Origin of the sequence: Bacillus sp. HY001 (genome assembly GCF_007558965.1) — a bacterium.
In the GTDB taxonomy this organism is placed as follows: domain Bacteria; phylum Bacillota; class Bacilli; order Bacillales; family Bacillaceae_G; genus Bacillus_A; species Bacillus_A mobilis.
In genome coordinates this window covers 68,099-91,461 of sequence record NZ_VLTE01000006.1, presented here as the reverse complement: position 1 = coordinate 91,461, position 23,363 = coordinate 68,099, and the positions used below count along the sequence as shown (strand labels likewise).

Annotated in this window: 23 protein-coding genes; 4 read left to right on the top strand and 19 right to left on the bottom strand. The window is 34.2% G+C overall.

Annotated elements, in window-relative coordinates:
- Window positions 1–142: 142 nt before the first annotated feature.
- Genes gnd through gntK form a run of 3 tightly spaced genes read right to left on the bottom strand, consistent with a single transcriptional unit; the run spans window position 143 to window position 3,960 of the window.
- Window positions 143–1,039 carry a phosphogluconate dehydrogenase (NAD(+)-dependent, decarboxylating) gene (gene gnd / locus FOT98_RS06635; protein WP_063262786.1) on the bottom strand — a complete coding sequence of 299 codons (897 nt, stop codon included), beginning with the start codon at window positions 1,037–1,039 and terminating at the stop codon, window positions 143–145.
- Window positions 1,040–1,057: 18 nt separating this feature from the next.
- Window positions 1,058–2,407, bottom strand: coding sequence for a GntP family permease (locus tag FOT98_RS06630; protein ID WP_063262785.1), 1,350 nt, complete (start codon window positions 2,405–2,407; stop codon window positions 1,058–1,060).
- Between the two features lie 14 nt (window positions 2,408–2,421).
- The gene (gene gntK, locus FOT98_RS06625; protein WP_063262784.1) at window positions 2,422–3,960 is read right to left on the bottom strand and encodes a gluconokinase; all 1,539 of its coding nucleotides are present in this window, start codon (window positions 3,958–3,960) and stop codon (window positions 2,422–2,424) included.
- A 510-nt stretch (window positions 3,961–4,470) separates the two neighbouring features.
- Between gntK and FOT98_RS06620 the strand changes: the two genes are divergently transcribed.
- Window positions 4,471–5,373: an ABC transporter permease subunit gene (locus FOT98_RS06620; protein ID WP_063262783.1), complete on the top strand. Its 903-nt coding sequence runs from the start codon at window positions 4,471–4,473 to the stop codon at window positions 5,371–5,373.
- A complete protein-coding gene (locus FOT98_RS06615) occupies window positions 5,370–6,389 on the top strand; it encodes an ABC transporter permease (protein WP_063262782.1) in 1,020 nt (339 codons plus the stop codon). Before FOT98_RS06620 ends, FOT98_RS06615 begins: the two co-directional genes overlap by 4 nt.
- Before the next feature lie 129 nt (window positions 6,390–6,518).
- Here FOT98_RS06615 and adhP read toward each other — a convergent pair whose 3' ends face one another.
- From adhP to asnB, 15 genes are all read right to left on the bottom strand, one after another.
- Entirely contained in the window at window positions 6,519–7,556 is a 1,038-nt protein-coding gene (adhP, locus tag FOT98_RS06610; protein WP_063262781.1) for an alcohol dehydrogenase AdhP, read from the bottom strand.
- Between the two features lie 352 nt (window positions 7,557–7,908).
- Window positions 7,909–8,763: a MurR/RpiR family transcriptional regulator gene (locus tag FOT98_RS06605; protein WP_063262780.1), complete on the bottom strand. Its 855-nt coding sequence runs from the start codon at window positions 8,761–8,763 to the stop codon at window positions 7,909–7,911.
- A gap of 181 nt (window positions 8,764–8,944) precedes the next feature.
- The gene (locus FOT98_RS06600) at window positions 8,945–9,586 is read right to left on the bottom strand and encodes a response regulator (protein WP_063262779.1); all 642 of its coding nucleotides are present in this window, start codon (window positions 9,584–9,586) and stop codon (window positions 8,945–8,947) included.
- Between the two features lie 13 nt (window positions 9,587–9,599).
- Window positions 9,600–10,718, bottom strand: a complete 1,119-nt coding sequence (locus tag FOT98_RS06595; protein ID WP_063262778.1) for a GAF domain-containing sensor histidine kinase — start codon at window positions 10,716–10,718, stop codon at window positions 9,600–9,602.
- Window positions 10,719–11,018: 300 nt separating this feature from the next.
- Window positions 11,019–11,921 (bottom strand): mechanosensitive ion channel family protein, encoded by a 903-nt coding sequence (locus tag FOT98_RS06590; RefSeq protein ID WP_063262777.1) that lies wholly within the window; start codon window positions 11,919–11,921, stop codon window positions 11,019–11,021.
- 296 nt (window positions 11,922–12,217) lie between these two features.
- On the bottom strand, window positions 12,218–12,766 hold the full coding sequence (locus FOT98_RS06585; RefSeq protein ID WP_063262776.1) for a cysteine hydrolase family protein: 549 nt from the start codon (window positions 12,764–12,766) through the stop codon (window positions 12,218–12,220).
- Between the two features lie 114 nt (window positions 12,767–12,880).
- Window positions 12,881–13,135, bottom strand: a complete 255-nt coding sequence (locus FOT98_RS06580) for a hypothetical protein (protein WP_080467791.1) — start codon at window positions 13,133–13,135, stop codon at window positions 12,881–12,883.
- Between the two features lie 65 nt (window positions 13,136–13,200).
- A complete protein-coding gene (locus tag FOT98_RS06575) occupies window positions 13,201–13,689 on the bottom strand; it encodes a putative periplasmic lipoprotein (protein ID WP_063262774.1) in 489 nt (162 codons plus the stop codon).
- A gap of 259 nt (window positions 13,690–13,948) precedes the next feature.
- Window positions 13,949–14,596: a nitroreductase family protein gene (locus FOT98_RS06570; protein WP_001105300.1), complete on the bottom strand. Its 648-nt coding sequence runs from the start codon at window positions 14,594–14,596 to the stop codon at window positions 13,949–13,951.
- Window positions 14,597–14,694: 98 nt separating this feature from the next.
- Entirely contained in the window at window positions 14,695–15,570 is an 876-nt protein-coding gene (gene dat, locus FOT98_RS06565) for a D-amino-acid transaminase (protein ID WP_063262773.1), read from the bottom strand.
- A gap of 130 nt (window positions 15,571–15,700) precedes the next feature.
- Window positions 15,701–16,666, bottom strand: coding sequence for an ABC transporter substrate-binding protein (locus FOT98_RS06560; RefSeq protein WP_063262772.1), 966 nt, complete (start codon window positions 16,664–16,666; stop codon window positions 15,701–15,703).
- A gap of 137 nt (window positions 16,667–16,803) precedes the next feature.
- Window positions 16,804–17,658: a phosphatase PAP2 family protein gene (locus tag FOT98_RS06555; protein WP_063262771.1), complete on the bottom strand. Its 855-nt coding sequence runs from the start codon at window positions 17,656–17,658 to the stop codon at window positions 16,804–16,806.
- A 340-nt stretch (window positions 17,659–17,998) separates the two neighbouring features.
- Window positions 17,999–18,328, bottom strand: a complete 330-nt coding sequence (locus tag FOT98_RS06550; protein ID WP_063262770.1) for a hypothetical protein — start codon at window positions 18,326–18,328, stop codon at window positions 17,999–18,001.
- A 48-nt stretch (window positions 18,329–18,376) separates the two neighbouring features.
- Window positions 18,377–18,736, bottom strand: coding sequence for a GNAT family N-acetyltransferase (locus FOT98_RS06545; RefSeq protein ID WP_063262769.1), 360 nt, complete (start codon window positions 18,734–18,736; stop codon window positions 18,377–18,379).
- 93 nt (window positions 18,737–18,829) lie between these two features.
- A complete protein-coding gene (asnB, locus tag FOT98_RS06540) occupies window positions 18,830–20,731 on the bottom strand; it encodes an asparagine synthase (glutamine-hydrolyzing) (protein WP_063262768.1) in 1,902 nt (633 codons plus the stop codon).
- 217 nt (window positions 20,732–20,948) lie between these two features.
- On the opposite strand from asnB, the gene FOT98_RS06535 reads away from it, so the two are divergent.
- Window positions 20,949–21,413, top strand: a complete 465-nt coding sequence (locus FOT98_RS06535) for an Hsp20/alpha crystallin family protein (protein ID WP_063262767.1) — start codon at window positions 20,949–20,951, stop codon at window positions 21,411–21,413.
- Window positions 21,414–21,447: 34 nt separating this feature from the next.
- Here the strand turns inward: FOT98_RS06535 and FOT98_RS06530 are convergent, their stop codons facing one another.
- Window positions 21,448–22,035, bottom strand: a complete 588-nt coding sequence (locus FOT98_RS06530) for an SCO family protein (RefSeq protein ID WP_061679538.1) — start codon at window positions 22,033–22,035, stop codon at window positions 21,448–21,450.
- Window positions 22,036–22,370: 335 nt separating this feature from the next.
- Between FOT98_RS06530 and FOT98_RS06525 the strand changes: the two genes are divergently transcribed.
- On the top strand, window positions 22,371–23,345 hold the full coding sequence (locus FOT98_RS06525; RefSeq protein ID WP_063262766.1) for an MBL fold metallo-hydrolase: 975 nt from the start codon (window positions 22,371–22,373) through the stop codon (window positions 23,343–23,345).
- Window positions 23,346–23,363: the final 18 nt, after the last annotated feature.

The following is a 23,363-nucleotide window of genomic DNA, read 5'->3' as shown; positions in this document are numbered from 1 at the left end:
ACATCTTTCATACTTCCCTTTATATTCGATACAATCAGTACAAATAAACAATGATTGATTGGTATTTTTAAATGAGAAATTTCCTTCACTATAAAAAAAGAAACTTGCGCCTTTGCACAAGTTTCTTTTCAAAAATCATTTCCTATTTTTTCACAACTTCATGTCCACCGAACTGATTACGAAGAGCTGAAACTACTTTTCCGTGGAATGTATCATCTTCTTGAGAACGGTAACGCATAAATAATGACATTGCGATTACCGGTGCTGCCGCTTGAAGTTCAAGTGCGGTTTCCACAGTCCATTTTCCTTCTCCTGAAGAGTTCATTACCCCTTTAATGCCATCTAGTTTCGGATCCTCTGCAAATGCCTTTTCAGTTAAGTCCATTAACCAACCGCGGATAACTGATCCATTTGCCCATACTTTTGCAACATCTTCATAATTGAAATCAAAATCACTTTTATCTAACACTTCAAATCCTTCAGCGATTGCTTGCATCATACCGTATTCAATACCGTTATGAACCATTTTTAAGAAATGACCACTTCCGACGCGGCCAGCATAAGAATAGCCATTCTCTACTGCTAAATCTTTAAATAAAGGTTCTAATTGATCGTAAATTTCTTTTTCTCCACCAACCATTAAGCAAGCACCTTCTCTAGCTCCTTCTACACCGCCTGATGTTCCAATATCTACGTAATGTAAACCAAAGCTTTTCGCTTCTTCCGCACGGCGTAACGTATCTTTATAGAATGAATTTCCACCTTCAATAACGATATCGCCTTCCTCTAATAATGGATACACATCTTTTAATACAGATTCAACAACTTCTCCCGCAGGTACCATTACCCAAATTGTACGCGGAGCCTCTAGTTCAGCAATCATTTCTTTTAATGTATGACGAGCAGTAATCCCTAAAGCCCCAGCCTTTTCAACAAGCTCTTTATTTACATCGTATACAACTACTTCATGCTTGTCTTCATATAAATGTTCTGCTAATGGAAATCCCATTTTTCCTAATCCAATTAAACCTAGTTTCATATTAATCAATCTCCCATTCTATACAAATATATTTAATAACGAAATTAGTCCAAGTGCTACAACAGATAATATAGTCTCCATTGCAGTCCATGTTAATAATGTTTCTTTCACAGTCATTCCGAAATACTCTTTAATCATCCAAAATCCAGAATCATTTACATGTGATAAAATTAATGACCCTGCGCCTGTTGCGAGTGCTAGTAATTCAACATTTACACCTGGTGTACTTGCTGCAATCGGTGCTACAATTCCAGCTGCTGTCATCATAGAAACTGTAGCAGATCCCGTCGCAATTCGGATAAGTGCCGCAATTCCCCAACCTAATAATATCGGTGAAATATGAGACTCTTTTGCCATCTCTGCGATTGTCGTTCCAATTCCAGAATCTAATAATACTTTATTAAACGCACCGCCTGCACCAATAACTAACAGTATGTTCGCAATTGGTCCTAAACAATCATTTGTAAATTGTAATACTTTATCTTTTGAGAAACCTTTTGCATAACCAAGACTAAAGAAAGAATATATCGTTGCAATTAATAATGCGACGATTGGATCTCCAATAAAGTGCAATACTTGTGCAAGTTGACTTGCTTTACTTAGCGCGACTTCCGCAATCGATGCACCCAGCATTAGAAATACTGGAAGTAAAATAGTAAACAATGTATTTCCGAAACTAGGAAGTTCCTTCTTCTTATCTCTTTCAATAAATTGCTCTGCTATATCTAACGGCACTTCTTTATGTATACGAGCACCAATCCATTTCCCGTAAAGCGGACCTGAAATGATTGCAGTTGGAAGTCCGACAATTAATGCATATAAAATCGTTTTCCCTACATCTGCTTTAAAAATACCTACCGCTGCCATCGCTGCTGGATGCGGTGGAACGAGTCCGTGTACAACAGATAGTCCTGCTACTAGTGGAATACCGATTGTAATAAGTGATACCCCAGTTTCTAACGCAATTGTAAATACTAATGGAATTAATAGTACAAATCCAACTTGGAAAAATACTGGAATCCCTACTAAAAATGCAACGAACATCATTGCCCAGTGAACACGTTTCTTCCCAAAACGATCAATTAATGTGGTAGCAATTCGTTCAGCACCGCCAGATTCGGCCATCATTTTTCCAAGCATCGTTCCTAATGCCAAAACTATCGCTAAAAACCCTAACGTATTACCAAGACCTAATTTAATAGAGTCGATAATCCCTGGATCTTTTGGTGAAGTTCCAATCAATGGCATTCCCATTGCTAGCCCTACACCAATTGCTGTTAAAATTAACGCGACAAATGGATGCCACTTTACTACCGTAATAAGTAAAAGTAGTATGACAACTGCCGCTAGTACGATCCCAACTACCATTTCTCCCAATCCCCCTATTGTTTACGTTGGAAAGCAGCTATACAATCAAATTCTTCTTTCAAGCGATTGTAAAGTCGTTCATACATATAAAACATTTCTAAATATATAGCCGTATTTTCTTTATTCGGTACATGATGATGAACAATATCAATCCAATCCTTTACCTCTTCAAGAGAATCAATTTTTCCTACAGCATATAAAGCAACTGCCGCTGCCCCAAGCGCAGATGCTTCATGACTTTCAGGAACAAGCAATTCTTTTCCCATCATATCGGATAGCATTTGTCTCCAAAATGCAGATTTCGCAAATCCTCCTGAAACGCGTATTTCAGTAAGTGGCCCTGTACAATCCCTAATTGCAAGTGCAACAGAATATACGCTCATACAAACACCTTCCATAACTGCTCGTATAAAATGTTCTCGTTTATGCTGAAGGTTAATTCCAAAGAATGTACCACGCGCATTTGCATTCCAGTAAGGTGCACGTTCTCCAGAAAGAAACGGTAAAAATAGCAATCCACCTGCTCCAGCTGGTACACTTTCCGCATATTTAATTAATAAATCATAAGGATCAATGCCAAGTTTCCTTGCTACTTCTTGTTCTGGGCTACCAAATTCATCACGTAACCATCTCAATAATATTCCGCCGTTATTCGTTGGCCCGCCTATCACCCAGTGCTCGTCTGTTAATGCATAACAAAACGTTCTTCCTTTTTCATCTGTATTAACACTTGATGAAATTGTTCGAACCGCACCACTTGTTCCAATCGTAATTGCAGCCGATCCAGGAGATATTGCCCCAACGCCTACATTCGCAAGGACACCATCACTTGCACCAATAACAACTGGGGTATCTTCACGAATGCCCATCTTTTGTGCTAATTCAGGCTTCATACCCGATAAAATATATGTAGTTGGCACAGGTGTTGATAATTGTTCTGGTGACATATGTAACATCGTTAAAACATCTTCATCCCAGTTTAATGTTTCTAAATTAAATAACCCAGTAGCAGATGCTATCGAATAATCCACTACGTAACGTGAGAATAATTGATACAAAACATACTCTTTAATGGAAATAAATTTATAAGCACTCGCGTATAATTCTGGCTCTTCCTCTTTCATCCACAATAATTTACAAAGTGGCGACATCGGATGAATTGGTGTACCCGTTCGTCTATAAATGTCATGCCCATTCATATGTTGTAATAATTTTTCTGATTGCTTCGTACTTCGATTATCTGCCCAAATGATAGAACGCGTTAATGGCGCACCATTTTCATCTACTGCAATTAATGCGTGCATCGCTGTACTAATACCGATTGAAGAAATATCTTCTGGTAACACGTTACCTTTTCCGATGGCAACGCTTACAGTTTTGTATACAGCAGCACATATTACATCAGGATCTTGCTCAGCCCATCCGACTTTCGGTTGAATAATTGGATAATCAACTGCATGTGATGCAACGACTTTTCCTTTTTCTGTGAACACAACCGTTTTTGTACTTGTGGTACCGATATCAATCCCGATAACTCTCCCCCTTGTTTCCATGCGAATCTTCCCTTCGTTTCTAGCAAAATACGATTTAGTAAACCGTTTACATGAATTAGTATATAAAATATTTTTTCTTTAATCAAGTTTTAAAAAGAAAATTTTTTTCATCACAAAAAATAAATCCCCTCATTCCATTTCACTTACATACTAACTTTAGCTTATCCGTGGGCTAAAGTTGCATTATATTCGTTTCGCAAAACATTCCTTTCCTCTGATTAACACCACATACATGGTCCTTCCATACATTCTACACATTTGCATGAAAAAGGAGTTGTACAGCAACTACCTCCGCAATGGCAATTTTTACCCTTGTTTGTTTTTATTGCATTAGGTACACTCGTGCTTTTATCCTAATAATCTTAGAACGCGGATCCTACTATCACTTTATTAACTTGTAAATATATGTTCCATACTATAAAATCTAATAGTATTTATATTTTTCAGAAAAATAAAACAATATTTTAAACTTTATTGTATAATGTTGTAAAAAGATGTCGGAGGGATTTAATGTTACATAAAATATCTCAATTCACAATTAAGCTTTCATCCATTCTTTTATCACTGTTACTATTATTAAATTTACCTTATTTATTTATCACTCAACAAGGATTTACCTTTCAACCCATTTATTTTTTTGACCAGATCGTTACTCTGTTAAAACAGGTTTTCTCCCCTGAATCATTGTTGGTTATAGGATCAGACCCAAAGTATGGTCATTTAAAAACAACACCATTATTTCCAACTGTTTTAGAACCTTATCTATATTCATTTACTGTATTATTTGTAGCCTTTTTGCTTGCACTCTTTATCTCATCTAGCATGGCATTTTTTTATTTTTTAGCAAAAGATTATATAAAAAAATGGATAAACCGAATTGTGTTCATATTAGAAGCTGTCCCTGATATGATGATGATGATTTGTTTGCAAATCTTTTTCATATGGGTACTTCAGAAATTCGGAGAAGCTCCTTTCACCATTATTTCCTATAATGAAAATCGAGCTTATTTACTCCCTATTTTATCTTTATCTGTTTTACCTACATTACAAATGTTTCGAATGATGGTGTTATACATAAAAGAAGAACATGGAAAACATTACGTAGAGGTTGCATATGGCAAAGGCCTTTCATCAAGTTATATACTTTGTATTCATTTATTCAAAAATATATCTATCCACTTCTTCCACCATTTAAAAACGATTTTTGTTTTCTTACTGTCTAACTTATTCATTTTAGAATTCGTTTTTAATATGCAAGGCATTATTCAATTTTTATTTAAAAAGGCGTTTATTTCACCTCCAGCTGCATTTATCATACTTGTCATGATTATTTTACCGTTTTACGCCATTTTCCAAATAATCTCTCTCATCATGAATAAATGGCAAAAGCAATTGAAAGGAGCAGCTCTATGAAATCTATTTGGAAATCAAAACGATTTTTAATCGGCTTTACTTATTTATTCATACTTGTTTCAGCGAGTTTTATTTATAGCTGGTTCTTTAAAGATACCATTCCAAAAACTCCTCAGTTACTTTACAATGACAATAACGAATTACTTGGAAAGGCCCCCTTTCCACCATCGTTAATACCGCCTTTTGGATCTGATCGTTTTGGAGAATCTGTTTTCTTACAAATTATAGAAGGAGCAAAATTTACCATTTTATTAGCCGTGGCAATTAGCTTCTTTCGAATTTTATTCGGAACATGTATAGGAATCCTCTTAAGTTTATATGCTCCAAAATTCAAGAGATTTTTCCAGTCATGCTCAGAAGTTTTTTATTACATTCCTACTTTATTTATCGCATTTATACTCATCACGCCCGTTAATATTGTAATCGTATCAAATGCTGATAGATTAGATCCAAATATTTCATTTACGTTTTATCAAGTACTCGTACTTATTTTCGTCGCTCTGCCTACACTTTCTTTATATATATCCTCAGAGGTTGATGAATTTATGAAAAAAGATTACATTTTAAGTTCCCAATTGCTAGGGGCTAGCCGTTTTCATATTATCAAAAAACACTTACGAGTCTTATTAGTTGATCGCTTATTTGTGTTATTCATGGAACATATCGTCCAAGCACTCATACTCGTTATCCATTTAGCGTTGCTTGACATTGTAATTGGCGGGATACAAATGCGGGAACTCTATGACGGAGTGCTCAAACCTGTTTCTCTATCTAATGATTGGGCAGGACTTATTGGATTAAATCGTTATGAAATGAATCTTTCATGGTGGATTATTTTTTATACTCTCGTTTCATTCTTTATTACGATTCTTTTTATTAAACTTATGACAATCGGGATTCAGGATGCACTGAAAGCAAGAGATTTACAAGCAGTAGCAATTCAAACCGTTCCAGATCATAAAAAATTTGTTAAAAGTAAAGATTCTTTTTCGTTTGCAGATAAAGTGAACCTTTAATCATTTCTCATTAATCAGCATTGATATTAAAAAAGCTGATCCTTGTTGAATGCAGGGATCAGCTTCTTTATGCCGTCTAACTTTTTTAATATCCTTTGCTAGACTCATATTCTTTATATTTAAAGTGAATTATTTACAATCACAATTATGCTGTTTAAAATCGATTACCATACGTCCTTGAATTCTACCTTGTTCCATTTCTTCGAATACATTTTGTACTTTATCTAGAGAACACGTTTGAACAACCGGCACTACCTTGCCTTCTGCACCGAACATGAATGCCTCCTCTAAGTCCTTACGTGTACCGACTAGAGAACCAACTACTTCAATTCCATCTAATACAAGTCGCGGAATGTTTAAATCCATAGTTTCTACTGGTAAACCAACTGCAACGACTTTACCACAAGCACGTACTGCATCAACTGCTGAGTTGAATGCTACTTTAGAAACAGCTGTTACTACAGCAGCATAAGCACCACCAAACTCATCTTGCACAATCTTATCAGCAGGACCTTGAGAAATTGGATTGATAGTCATATCAGCTCCAACCTCTTTTGCTAAGGCTAATTTATCATCATTAATATCTACTGCAATTACCTTTGCACCAAATACGTTTTTAGCATATTGGATAGCTAGGTTACCTAATCCACCACAACCATAGATAACGATAGGTTGACCAGGTTTAATATCTGATACTTTTATTGCTTTATATGTAGTTACGCCCGCACATGTAATTGATGATGCTTGAGCAGGATCTAATCCTTCTGGTACTTTCACCGCATAGTCAGCTGTAACAATACATTGCTCCGCCATACCACCATCTACTGAATAACCAGCATTCTTAACTTCACGGCAAAATGTTTCTCTACCAGTTACACAATATTCACAACGTCCACAAGATTGGAACATCCATGCAATACTTACACGATCACCTATCTTTAGTGAAGTAACATCATCAGCAAGTTTCGTAACAATACCTACACCCTCATGACCAAGAATACGGCCATCTGTGTTTCCAAAATCATGATTTGCAACGTGTAAATCAGTATGACAAACCCCACAATACTCTACATCTACTAACGCTTCACCTGAGTGTAACGGACGTAATTCCTTTTCGATAACTTCAATGTTTGCTTTACTATTTTTATTAACTACTACTGCTTTCATATGTGATCTCCCCTTTAGTGTTTTAGAATTTTAATGAGTACATCTCAAAACTTCTGTCTTCACTGATTTGGCTAATCATTATGCCAAATTTAAATGTTCAATCATCATTACAGGTTCATCATAACATGTAATTTTAAAAGCTTATTGTTAAATATTGAACAATATTTGAATTATTAACCAAATGTTTATTTGAGGGGAAAACCGAAATTGCATTTATTTATAGTTTATTAGAACTCTACGTGGGAGTATAAGACTCCATTAATACAGATTTTTTAAAACAGGAAATTATAATCATCAAATTTTCACAAAAGACTATTGCCCAATATAAAAAGCCCTTCAATTGAAGGACCTTTTATATTCGTTTCATCGAAATTGTTTCACGTATACTTTGTAAATTTTGCAACGTTTCTTCTTGGCGTTGTAACGATAACCCAACGTATAAAGTATCTAATAAACTTAACTGTGCTAATCTTGATGAACTGGCTTCTGTGCGGAATTCCGTCTCACGTGTTGAAGTATATAAAGTAATATTAGCAAGTTGACTTAATGCTGATTTCTGATAGCTCGTAATCGCAATAATACGAGCTCCCCTTGCTTTTGCTACTTCTAACGCTTCCAGTAACCCTTTATTGCTACCAGAATGAGAAATTGCAATGACCACTGCTTCTTTAGTTAGTAAACCCGCACCCATAATTTGAAAATGTGAATCTGTATGAGCAATACAAGAAATACCTGTTCTCATAAATTTATGATATGCATCCATCGCAATAATACCAGAACCACCATTTCCATAAAACTCAATACGGCTTGTATCTTGCAATACTTTTACCGCTTGCTCTAGTGCTGTATCGTTTAGCAAATGTAATGTATCTTGCAGTCCTGTAATATGCGAATGAAAAACTTTTTTAGCAACAGTTACCATACTATCTTCCGCCGATACTTCTTCATGAATATTTTGCATTGGAGTATGTACAATTTCACGAGCTAATGTAATCTTTAAATCTTGAAACCCTTGAAAACCAAGATGCTTACATAAGCGGAATATCGTAGCTTCGGAGCTATTCGTAACTTCAGCTAATTCTGTAATAGATTTATGTACAACATCTTGTGGATGTTTCAAAATATGTTCAGCAATACTTCGCAATTTCGGTGATAAACCGTTTAACGAAGCCTGAATCTTTCCAAGCCCATTTCTTGTACCTGGCATAGCATATCTTCCCCTTCCATCGTAGCTTTATTGTACCTAATTATCGAAAGAAGAAAAACCTTTATTTGGCACTACTATAAATTGAAATTTTAATTAACGAGAGTATTGTACATCTCCCTCTGATTATTATCCCGCAAAATTTTAAAGACTCCTATGTATTCTGTCGCAACATGGTACATAATTATTCATATTTATTATTCCCTCCATGTTTCACCGCATATAATGCAGCTTGCGTACGATCATCTACTTCCAACTTAGCTAAAACATTTGAAACATGTGTTTTTACAGTTTGTTCTGTAATATGAAGCTCTGCTGCAATTTCCTTATTGCTTTTCCCTTTCGCAATTTCACGAAGTACTTCTTGCTCTCTTTTCGTTAACATGGAAAATGGGTTTTCTTTTTTAACCGCTGACCGTCCTAAGAGTGCTGGTGTTACTTTCGGGTGAAAATTCGCATTCCCTTCCTGTACTGCAATGATAGAAGCTACAAGTTGCTCCGGTTGTACTTCTTTTAATTGATAACCATCTGCTCCAGCTTCTAGTGCTGGTAAAACATAATCTTGCTCTGAAAAACTGCTTAATATAAGTATCTTTATTGTCTCATCATACTGTTTTATTCGTTTTGTTGCTTCAATACCATCCATCTTCGGCATTGATAGATCCATTAATACTATATCTGGCCTTTTTGTTTGGACGAATGTTAATGCCTCTTCCCCATTTTCTGCTTCCCCAACAATTTCAAATTCTTCTCTCGTTTTCAAAAAGAATACAAGTCCTCTTCGAACGATATGATGATCCTCAACTAAAAGTAATTTAATCTTCAACCTATTCTCCCCTTTAAACCGGCAATTGAATTTCAATTTTCGTACCCTTTTTCAACTCCGTTTTTATTTGAAACGATCCCTTCATTAACTGAATACGTTCCTTCATACTTTTTAAACCGAGCGCTGTCTCTCTTACGTTATCTTGTATAAATCCTATTCCGTTATCCTCTATGTAAAAATATAGCTGGTTATTTTCTATTTTTAAAAGAACATTTACCTTTTCACATGAAGCATGTTTTTTACAATTATGTATTGCTTCTTGACTAATACGCCATAAAACTTCTTCTATTTCATCCCCAATTGAAACCATTCCATCAATTCGAACTTCCACAAAAATCCCTAACAACTTCCCGTAATTTTTAATTGCTTCTGCTAAACCTTTCTCTAATCCTTCCGGTCTTAATTGCCAAATTAAAAGTGTCATTTCTTGTAATGCTTCCTGTGATAATTCTCCAATATAACTTAACATCTCTTGCAAGTCTCTATCTTGCGTCATGTTTAGAGTACCTTTTGCTGTTAGCATAATAGAAAATAACAATTGTTTTACTGAATCATGTAAATCACGAGCTAATCGATTTCTTTCAGCTACCACTACGTATTTACGTTCTTTTTCTACTAACTGAATACGTTGTATTGTCGTACCTATTTGAAATGCAATCGATTCTAATAATGCTAATTCTTCTTCTGAAAAATGTGTTTTTTGAGGCGAAGCCACATTTAATAGACCAAATTTCTCCGATCCAGACCTAAGAGGAATTGTCGCATGATGCGTTACATCTTCTGTCTCTCCCCAATTACATTCAATCGCATCCTCTATTCGCTTACATTCAATAATATTTGTTGCTTTTTCCAATCTGCCATTCACAAAACGCTCTACACACCAACAGTCTCCTTCACACATTGGCTTCTTCTCTTGCCAAGTAAGAGCTGGAGGTAAGTTTTGATCTACAAGCATACGGTGCTTTCCACTTTCATCGATAAAGAATATCCACCCTGTTTGTAAATTCATAACTTGTAACAATGTATGTAACACTTTTTCTAACATGTCCTGTAAGTCTGTTGCTTCATTTAATAATTCAGCAATTGCTTTTAATGCTTCTAAACGATGCATCTCTTTTTCTTCAAAGTTCATTCTCATCACCTACTACCATTATAACATTAAGAAATTTCTAAATTCTACAAATTAAAAAGAGCCAAATTCCTTCGGCTCTTTCTTTATCTCAATCATTTTATTAATATTTTTCTATCCAATGTTGGATGCAGAATTTTTGTTAACAAACTGTTCTACTTTAACTGTCCGATAAAGTGAAACTTTAATCAGTGGGGGTTTTCTTCATTCCCACTGATTATCAGCCCTGACCAATCGGACTTTTATGGGCAGTTGATCCCCCACCTAACTTCTTTGCTTTCGCTGAATTTTGAGGTTGGGATCTTACTGCCCATTAAAGTGGGATAAAGATTGTCCAGCACGGGCATGCTGTAAGCTTTCAGCAGTAATGACCATATTTGTTGCTGGCATCTGCACTTGATTCTTATGGAACATAGACATTAATTCAAATCTTACTTGTCTAGAAGTTTCAAAATAATCTTCTGGCTTTATTAAACCTGTAATACAAAATTCATATCCAACGTATTTAAAATTCGGATTTAAATCTGTAACACCAACATATTTAAATGACTCAACAGCTTCATCCTCTACTTTATAAAGACTCGGAGCCAATTTTTCATTACAATTTACACAAACTTCTTCTAACAATTCCTTAACTCTTGTAGGATCTTCCTGATAACTTACCGTAATCCGTTCAATTACGCGCATCCATCCTTTATTAAAATTTTGTATCGTTCTAATCTCTCCATGTGGTATGGTTAGAAGTTTTCCTGACCATTCACGAATTTGCATAAAACGAATACTAATTTCCTCAATCGTTCCTGAATTTGTTCCGTTAAAAGTAACAAAATCGCCAACACGAAACTCTTTGTCCGCTAATCGCGCGAAGCCTAATATAACATCTTTTAGCATCTGTTGTGCAGCAAAACCGATAACAACCCCCGCTATCCCTGCACCTGCAATGATACTTTTTATATCTACAAATTGGCTAATTAAATATATGATTAGACTGATGATAATGATATATCTAAAAATAGATCGAATCACACTTTGAATCGTTTGCTCTACCTCTTCATCAAAAAAGCTTGATTTCCTAAAAAACCAATCAATAATACGGTTGATTACAAATGAGATAATAATTAGAACTAAAGCAAATAGTAAAAATCTTAAAAGTAAAAACTCTCTTACATAATTAAAAAATTCTTCAGTATACGTTAATAAACTCATCCATCCACACCCTTAACTAATGAAAATTTCATGAAAAACTAATTTATTGTTATACCTTTTGATTTCCTTATTACTTGTTACACTTTCTTCTATAAATATACCCTTTTTCATCCACTAAAGGGAGATAACAATACAACTTTTTATAAGTGACTTTATTTTGAGACCTCAATACTTCCCTAAACAAAAAGGGGAATATTAACACAACGCCGAATTGTTCATTTGAATACATTTCGACTCGCGGAGGTTTCTTACAATGGGCTATAACGTAAAAAGAGACCTTTTTAAAGGCCTCTTTTTTACTTTACTTCTGCATGTAAGCATGACTTAAAATGTCCAAGTGCAAATTCATGACCTTGCGCATTAAAAGACGCAACCGCCTTTTCATAAACTACAATTTTAAATCCTTTATTATAAGCGTCTACTGCTGTGTGAAGAACACAAATATCAGTACAAACACCAACAAGATGAACTTCTTCTATTCCTCTTTCTCTTAACTTCATCTCTAAGTCTGTTCCTGCAAATGCACTATATCGTGTTTTATCCATATAATATACATTCTCTGCATTTTTATATGTTTCGTACACATCTTGTAATTCCCGAAACAAATCTCTTCCATTTGTACCTGCTATATTATGAGGCGGGAATAACTTTGATTCTGGATGATATACATCATTTTCTTCATGTTTATCAATCGCAAAGACAACGTAATCCCCATTTTCAATATATTGCTTCGTTATATGTACAATTTCCTTCTCAATTTCTTGCCCTGGTTTCCCGCAAGTTAAAGCACCTTTTTCAGCTACAAAATCATATGTATAATCAATATTAATAAGAGCTCGTTTCATAACTACTCTCTCCCCTTCTTCTGTTTCACAGTAAACAATAGAAAATTTGTTATTACGACATCGTATGTACTATTCGACATTTCAAATGAAATACCTACATTTCTCTTTTAAAACTTACCTTAATCCGAGTTTATCATATAATAGATAAACAATGGTAAAACAAATAGCTCCTATTAACAAATCGTGAATTTGATAGTCAAGCGTAATTTGAGTCACCTCTTGAATCGTAAACCAAATGACTGACATCGTTAAAATAATCAAAACAATACGGATACATCGATTCACATCTTCAGCCTCTTTCTCTGTCATAGTAGAAACAAGTGATTTCTTCCTACTTAATCGTATTAGAAAACGAAACAAGTTATTCACTATTACATCCTCTAGTATAAACAAAAAAGCACACTACTTTTTGAGTAATGTACTTTTTATTCTTCTTATGACGCAGGTTTTGTTTCAAATGTTGCTTGATTAAAACTAATAACCTTTCCTTTCGGGTCATTGTTTTCATACTGAACTGCAGTAATCGTATGACTACCTGTTTCAAGCATCTTTTCTTTTAATTGTACGGTTGTCTGTGTTGTACTAGTGACTTGATATTTATCTGCATATACTTGATCTACAAATACAAATGTTTCTTTATCGTTTTGAAAATTAGAAAGCTCTAATTCAACATGTTGAATTAAAGTATCCTTTTTGATGAATACAGCCGGTATATTACCATTCTCAGACGTGCCATCTGGTGTAATAACTTTTACTTTTCCTTCTCCAATTGGCACTGCTCCCTCAGGAAATAAAACTATATTCTCATTACTCGCGTTTACAACTTTTTCTTCCTGCTTTGATTGTGTACCCTCTTTTTCCTGTGGAGTACCGCAACCAACTAGTAACAATACAGACAATCCAGTGATTATGAATTTTTTCAAAATTCATCCCCCCTGTCATTTCATTATAATTTATTATACAAAAATAACTTTTAAATTTTAAGACTACTTTCAACACTTTCATGAACAAATAGAATATTGCTCACGATTAATGTATCATACTTTCCTTAATAGAACATTAATTTTTTTTATGAAATAAATAGTAATTCCCTCTTATCTATCATTTTAGCCCAACAGATTAATTACATACCTGTCCAAAATAAAAAGACATTGTTCATACAATGTCTTTTTATTTTGAGCTTTAAAAAACAAATGTTGTAATCTCATCTACTTCTTTTCTTGGAAGTTTCTTCGGCTTATCTTTCGGGAAACCGAGTGAAATAACCATATTTATTTGTTTTTCAGGCTCAATTTGTAAATATTGTCGTAGTTCATCTTGAGCTAACAATACCGGTCCTGTCATCGGACAAGTACCAAGCCCCTTCGCATGCGCAGCTAACATTAAATTTTGTGCTGCTAAACAGCTACTCTTAATCCCTTCTTCTTCCCAAACTGAATCTGGAACAAAAGCAATTGGATCAAATATCTTTTCGCGAAATTTTGATTCATATGGTGTTGCCAAACACACGATTAAAACTGGTGCCTCCGAGAAAGCTGTCGCATATGGTCCGAAAGAACGTGTAAGTAATTTCCCTGCTTTCTCTTCTCCGTTTTCTGCCGCTTTTGCCGCAAGTTTATGTAATGCATCCCATGTCATTTGTTCAATTTCTTTAATTTTCTCTCGGTTCATTATGACCAAAAACTCCCAAGTTTGTGAGTTCGTATCACTAGGTGCATAACGAGCACAATCAATAATTTCTTTTATATCACTAGTGGATACTTCTTGTTCTGTGAACTTCCTAACACTTCGTCTACCGTGAATTACTTCTTTAAAATCTTCATAATTCATACATTAAATCCCCTTTTTACAGCGTTTTCAAATCTTGTCCTATGCTTGAATTATATCATGAAAAAAAGCTGGAGGAATACCAGCTTTTTTCTTCAATATTAGTTCGTAACTTTAAACAAACGAATACTTTCTTCATATGCAACTTGGAGTTTCTTTGTAATTGGTCCTCTTCCACCGGTTCCAAACTGTTCATCACCTATTTGAACGACTGGGAATATTTCAAGTGGTGTCGCTGTGAAGAAGCACTCATCAGCTTCAAATACTTCTTGTAGTGAAAATTCTCGTTCTTCTACTTCAATATGTAACTCTTTCGCTAATGTAATAACGAATTGACGTGTAATGCCGTGGAGAATGAAATTATCAGCCGGATGTGTAATCAATTTATTATTTTTCACCATAAAGAAATTTGAATGACACCCTTCCGTTACAATTCCATCTCGTACTAATATCGCTTCTTGATAGCCTTGTTCGTTTATTTTATTTTTAATCATAATATTAGGTAGCAAGTTTAAAGATTTTATATGACAGAACTTCCAGCGTATATCCTCTTCTACAGTAACTTTTATCCCTCGTTCCATTGCAGTAATTGGCCTTGGAAACGAAACTATATTTGCAAAATATGTTGGTTCCATATTTGATTCATACACATGATTACGTGCTTGAGCACCCCTTGATATTTGCAAATATACATTCCCATCTTCTTGAAATTGATTTTTTTCAATCATTTGATGTAACTCTTCCACCAACTCTTCCTTAGTAAATGGCGGAATTAGTTTTATTTCTTCCATAGAATTAAAGAATCGTTCTAAATGTAAATCTAATAAATGTGGCTTCCCATCATATAGTCTGAATACCTCATATATACCATCCCCAAATTGAAAGCCTCTCTCCTCTAATGGAATCATCGGCTGTTCTTCCTTCGTATTTACCATTCTTCCGTTAAACAAAATCCAATCTTTATGAGTAGCTTTCATTTATTCCCACTCCTTTATTCCATGATTGGTTTAATTGTACAACTTATCCGCATTCAAAAGAAGGAATTTTCTGTATTTTATAGATAAAAAAGCACATCACCCATTTAAAGTGATGTACTCGACCGTTCATTTATTTTAGAAAATATTTTTCAATATCATCTAACATAAGATTTGCAGCTACAATACCACCTGCTGTATTCCAAATCACTTCATCTACTTGGAATACTTTATTATCTTTAGAAGCCTGTAACTGCTTAAAGAGTGGATCTTCTGTCCATTCTTTCGCTAACGTGTTTCCTTCATTATTCTTATCCGCATCTTTATCAGATGTGAAATAGAATATATAGTCCCCGTCCATATTTGGAATTTGCTCTTTTGTAATTCCTTTTATCGCAAATTCATCTTTATCTTGTAGTGGTGGTCGTTTAAATCCAATATCATTTAATACAACGCCTGAGAATGAATTTTTTTGATAAATACGAACATCACCTGGGACGAAGCGAATAATGGAAACTTTAGAGTTAATTTTATCACCTAATTGTTCTTTTATTGCTGCAATACGCTTTTTATAATCATTAAGAGCATTTTGCCCTTCTTTTTCTTTATTTACAGCTTTTGTATATAGCATAAAGTTTTCTTTCCAATCACCGCGCAATGTTTCAGCATATACTGTTGGCGCGATTTCTTTTAACTGCTCGTATATTTTTTCGTGACGCATTTTATTTCCGATAATAAGATCCGGTTGAAGCTTCATTACCGCCTCTAAATTAATGTCACGCTCAGTTCCTACTACTTTCGTATTTTTTAACTCTTTCGCTAAATGAGGATACCATTCATCACCAGCACGTGGTTTTGTCGTTCCAACTGGCGTTACCCCAACAGTTAAAAGTGCCTCAGCACCCTCATTTGTTAAAACAACAACTCTTTTTGGCGTACCATTTACTGTCGTTTCACCCATTGCATGCTTTATACTATATGAATCCTTTGCCTTTACAGATGTATCTTCATCTTTCTTTTCTTCTTCTTTACCGCACCCTGCGATTACGACCATTAGTGACATAACGCAAAGTATAAGAATATTTTTAGTGCGTGTCATAAGTCCTCCTAGTTGAAATTGATTATCATTTACATTTAAAGATTAATGTATATCTCATACATTGTCAATAGATATATCAGAAAACTTTTTCAATATATATAATTTCAACCTCATTTTTATTCAAAATATTTTTGTACTTATTTGCTACTCACATTTTTTAAACGTAACAAGTGAAAAAGAAATGGGCATAAGAAAGTAATTGTAATTCCAGTCAATACATAACGTATATAATACATATCAGGTATTACTTTTTTTAGTATGAGCTGTATCATGAACATAAAACTAAGACCTACTACTGTTTTTACTACTTGTATTTTAAAATTATTATTTTCGTTCATTTTAATAAATTGATTTTCCAACATGATCCCAATCGTAGAACCTGTCAAAACTCCTAGTAATTTAAAATTATCTATATTGTCTGTCATAAAATACATAATGAGTGAAACAGCCAATACAATTCGTTGTAACAATATAAATTTCCTATCACTTAATCCCACTGTTACTTTCATATATAAATAAACCACTATGATACTAATTAAAACCGCACCTACTATATCACTGAGCCAATGTACACGTAAATAAAGACGAGAAGTAGCAATCAATATTATAAAAATAATTCCAATGATCCAAATGATTCTCTTTTTATATAAACTCATGAATGAACTCCAAAACGTTGCCCCTAACTGGACATGTGTACTTGGAAAAGAATAACCTGCGGCGGATTTTTCATATAAAGCTTGAACTCCATCGTATGTATACGGTCGCGGAATTTTCATGAATTCTTTTACCACTATCCCTATATACCCAGAGAAACAAAGCATAACAATCATATGAAATGCTTTTCTTTTAGAAACGCACCAATATAAAATCGAAATAATAACTAAATACAGCGTTTCATTTGCAATACTAGATATAAATTTGAAAAGTATTGTAAGCATACTTCCCTCCATACTGGTCATCCATTCGAGAAATAAAATATCAATATTAAACATACAAAAACGATACCTCCTAAAAAATTTAATCCTGCTATTTGCCAGCCATTAAGATAAACTAGTTGATTCACATTTCAAATTTATACACCTACTTACGTTACTGATTAAGAATACATAGTACCACATACTAATAACAGATAATATGTAGAATCATCTAATCATTTCAATAAATTAAAATGAATTTTTGAGCTTTATATACAAAAACATCTGTATCTTGTTATCACATTTCTTATATTTCATCTCAAATTGCACCCATCGCAGTTCGTATTGTGTGTTATATGGAACTTCTATTAGATAAAGCTGTTTCTTTCAAAGCTATTACAAATACAAAGAAACCGCCTTAAGTAAGGCGGTTTCTATCATTTTGCTTTAACCAATTTAAAATAAATATATACGATTGATAGTGAATATAACGTATGCAAAACAAAAGGAATAAAAGGGCTATTCCAGTGCTACTATACAGCAAACCGAACTTTAAAAAAATATTTATAAGCGGTGGGAAGTTCGTTATGTTTTGTAATGTAATCAGCATACAAAATAATAGGAAAAACACAGGGGCATATTGTAATTCATACGGCTTTTTCTTCTTATTCATTCTTTTTCGAATGAACATATGGATTAGCTCTGCTACTAGAAAACACCCTCCAATCAATACAAGACCAGAAGTCATCGTCATATATCCACCTGCCTTATATTTATCCCGCGTAACTACGCATCGTTATATTTTCTTCACATATATTCCATCTTCTTCATTAAATCCAAAGCTCTCTATGAAAGATTTAGCTTGTTCCGTTAATTCCATTTGTATTACTTTTATCTCTTTCACATTTCTTTCTTTCATCATCGTTTCAAATGTAAAATACGTATTTGTTCCATAACCGTAACTTTGATAATCAAAATGAATTATTAACTGAGATAAAACCGCACTCTCCTCTTGAACACGATAATCTATTACACCAATATATGTATCATCAACTTTCACACAATACTGTACCTGATTTTCACTTAAACTATGTGAGCGAAACATTTCTTTAACAACGTTTTCATTTTCTACACTTACTTTTTCAAACGTAATCATATGTTGTCCATCCTTTTACTATTATTGTATCAATAATTCGTTCTATTTATGAAAAAAACCTTAAGATCATATGCGATCTTAAGGTTTTTCTAATTAAACTAAGCTATACGCACGTTTCGTTTCTTCGTGGAACTTATTCGTATCGTATTTATGCTCAACATAAATTTGGTGCCATACCATAAACGCAAGTACAGTCCAAATTTTACGGCTATAATCGCCTTTATCTGCACAATGTGCTTCCAGTAAGTTTAATACATACTGTTTGTCGATTAAATGCTCTGTTTTACTCTCGTTAATAATATTGATAGCCCAATCATGCATTTCGTCTTTTAACCAGTGACGAATTGGTACTGGGAATCCAAGTTTTTTACGATCTAATACGTGATCTGGAACGATTCCGCGTGCTGCTTCACGTAAAATAGCTTTCGTAGTTCCGTTAGCAATCTTAAATTCAGTTGGAATTTTAGATGCAACATCGAACACTTCTTTATCTAAGAACGGTACACGAAGTTCTAATGAATTTGCCATTGTCATTTTATCAGCTTTTAATAAAATGTCACCGCGTAACCATGTGAACATGTCAATGTACTGCATTTTGCTTACATCATCATAATCTTTAATTTCCTTATACAATGGTTTCGTGATATCCATATAGTTAACACTTTCATTGTAATACTTCATTAATTCAACTTTCTCTTCTTCACGGAAGATTTTCGCATTTCCATAGTAACGCTCTTCAATTGGCGTACATCCACGCTCTAGGAAGCTCTTTCCTTTAAAGCCTTCTTTAAGAGCACCACTTAATGCTTTTAGAACGCTCTTACCTGGGCTAGGAATGTAAGAGAACATTTTTAGTGAGTTTGGCTCACGATAAATGTTATACCCACCAAATAGCTCGTCTGCACCTTCACCTGAAAGAACAACTGTTACATGCTTACGTGCTTCTTTTGCAACGAAGTACAATGGTACAGCTGCTGGATCTGCTAAAGGATCATCCATATGCCAAATGATTTTTGGGAACTCATCCATAAACTCTTTCGCTGAAATGAATACGTTATGGTTTTTAACCCCTAATTTCTCAGCAGTTTCTTTGGCAACATCAACTTCACTGAAGCCACGTTGTTCAAAACCAATAGAGAATGTTAAAAGATTTGGATTCATTTCTCTTGCGATAGAAGCGATAATAGATGAATCGATACCACCAGATAAGAATGAACCTACTGGTACATCACTGCGCATATGCACTTTTACTGAATCATATAACACATCACGAATTGCTTGGATATGCTCCTCTTTCGTTGCGCTTGAAGCATTGAAATAAGGTTTCCAGTAGCGATGGATTTCCATCTCTTTACCGACTTCTTTTACGAAATAATGACCAGGCTCGATTTTATTAACATCAATTGTTAATGTTTCTGGCTCTGGACCATATTGGTACGTAAAGTAATGTTGTAGTGACGTCGGATTAACGCCTTTATCTTCCATCACATGCATAATACTTTTCTTCTCAGATGCGAAGAATGTAGTATCACCTTGTTGTGCAATGTATAAAGGTTTAATACCAAAGTGGTCACGTGCACCGAAAAGTTTCTTCTCTTCACGATCCCAAATCATAAATGCAAACATACCGCGAAGATAGTCTACACATTTTTCTTTCATATGTGCATACAATGCAATGATAACTTCTGTATCAGATTGCGTTGCAAACGTTGCACCTTTTTCAAGTAACATTTCACGTAATTCTACATAGTTGTAAATTTCACCATTAAAAATAATTACATATCGATCATTTTCATAAGTTAGCGGCTGATGTCCTGCCTCTAAGTCAATGATGCTTAAACGGCGGAAGCCAAATTGTACATGTTCATCACGAAAATATCCTTCGTCATCTGGACCGCGGTGGAAAATCATCGTGTTCATATTTTCAAATTGATGTTTTTCTGTTTCTGAAAACTCTCTAGGGTTTTCACATAAACATCCTACAAAACCACACATACTCCTTACCCTCTTTCAGTTTTCATTCTGTCTATATACTACTATATCAACCCTATTTATACTAGCATAATCAATTGAATATGGCGACCAAAAACTATAAAAAAATCACTCCATTTCACATTTTTAACATTTTTTTATGAAAACATGAAAACTAGGCAATCACCTTTCTCCGCTTTTGTCATATGATATTGCAAATTGATTTCTAGGAGGGAATACCATGAGTGAAGAAAAAAAAGACACTTCTCGCCCACCGGTTCGCAATTATTTAAAGCAAATTGATGATTTTTTCGAGCAAACACCACTTCGCAATGTAATCGCTGATTTAAATCATTTTTTCCAAAAAGGAAACCGTTTATTAACATTCCCTGTAGATTTATATGAAGTTGGTGAAGAACTCGTTGTTACAGCTGAACTACCAGGTATACAAAAAGAACAAATTCAAATTGAAATACAAAGTGAATACTTAAAAGTCTCTGTAAAAGAAGAGATACTTGAAGAGGCCGAAGAAGAAACATCTCATAACTATTATCGCCGAGAACGTTCCATTTCAGAAGCATCAAGATTGATTAAATTACCGTACTCAATTAATAAAAAAGCAGCGAAAGCTTCGTATCAAAACGGCGTGTTAGAAATTCGAGCACCAAAGCTCCCACAACAGCATGACATTTTATCCATAGACTAATGTAAAAAAAGAAGGGTGCTTTGCACCCTTCTTTTTAATCCACTAATCGCTTCATATCACGTATAATGTCTTCGTACGGCGTATTACTAATGCCACTATACTTTTTCATTACTTTTCCGTTTTGATCAATTAAGTAAAATGATGTTCCATGTATAACTTGACCATTCTCAGGTTTATCTACAAGTGATTGGAAATTATCTTTTGAAAACTTTGTAATATCTTCTAACGAATAACCCGTTAATAAGTTCCAGTTACTAGTATCCTCTGTAAACTTTTGAATGAAAGCCTTTAGATTCTCCGGCTTATCAAGGTCTGGATCTACACTAAACGAAACAAACTGAACGTCTAATTTCTCTTCTTTTGCCATCTTTTGCAGTTTTGCCATATTAGCAGTCATTGGTGGACAAACTGTTTGGCAATTTGTGAACATAAAGTCAGCAACCCAAACTTTTCCTTTTAAATCTTTTGTACCAAATGACTTTCCATCTTGGTTTGTAAATTGGAAAGTTTCTAAATCCCAGTTCAGTGGTTTACGAAGCTTTGAACCTGATCCACTACAGCCAGCAAGTACAAAGAGACAAAATACAACCATAAGACCAATTACTTTTTGATAACGCTTCATTTATAAACCTCTTTTCTCTATCCTAAATTTAAATAGGTTATGTTTATCATAACAAAAGTTAACACTACGAGAAAATTGTTTACTACATTTGTTCACGAAATCGTACGAATTTACGTATGTTACTTCTTTATTTCAAGCCAATTACTAGACAAAATTTATTTTTTTACTATTATTTCTCTAAATAGAAGCTGCAAAACGAACTTAATTGTTACTTTTGTAAATGCATCCCCCTATTTTTTAACAATACCTTAAACATTCATCCATGTTATACACTGTATTCCTTAACAACATTTCGGTACAATACAATTACAACGATTTTAAATGAGGTGATGTTCATGACAAAACGTTATGAAAATATGGATAATGTAAGCACAAAAAAATCAATTCGTTCCTTCCTACGTTGGCGAAAAGAGCGAAAACAAAATAAAAAGGATTTTTCTTTTTTAGTAGAACAATCACCTGTTAAACAAAGTAAATTCCTACAAAACAACTTTGAAAAGACGACTGTAACTTGGATTGGTCATTCCACATTCCTTATCCAAATGAATGGATTAAATATATTAACAGATCCAGTATGGGCTTCAAAATTAAAATTAGTTCCTAGACTTACGGAACCTGGTCTTTCTATACAAGAACTACCTAAAATTGATATTGTCCTCATTTCGCACGGTCATTATGATCATTTAGATTTTTCAACACTTCGCCAGCTAAATGATGATGTTTTATACCTAGTACCTATTGGACTGAAAAAATTATTTACTCGCAAAAAATTTACTAACGTAGAAGAGTATAATTGGTGGGAAAATACAACAATTAGTGCTGTTTCCTTTCACTTTGTCCCTGCCCAGCACTGGACGAGAAGATCCTTATTTGATATGAATACATCTCACTGGGGTGGATGGATTATTAATAATGAAACAACGAAAGAAACCATTTATTTTTGTGGTGACAGTGGCTATTTCCAAGGTTTCAAAGAAATTGGTAAACGCTTTTCAATTGATATTGCTCTTATGCCAATTGGAGCTTATGAACCAGAATGGTTTATGAAAATATCTCACGTTTCACCTGAGGAGGCTGTGCAAGCTTATTTAGACTTAAACGCTACACACTTTATACCAATGCATTACGGAGCTTTTGCACTCGCAGATGAAACACCTCGTGAGGCAGTAACAAGGCTTCGAAATAATTGGAATTTACGTATGTTACCGTGGGAACAACTACATGTACTCTTTTTAGGCCAAACTTTCACTTATAATAGCGTAACAAATGATAAGCAAACAAATGAAAAAATTGAAACATTACAAGTATAACGTAACTACTTATTTTCA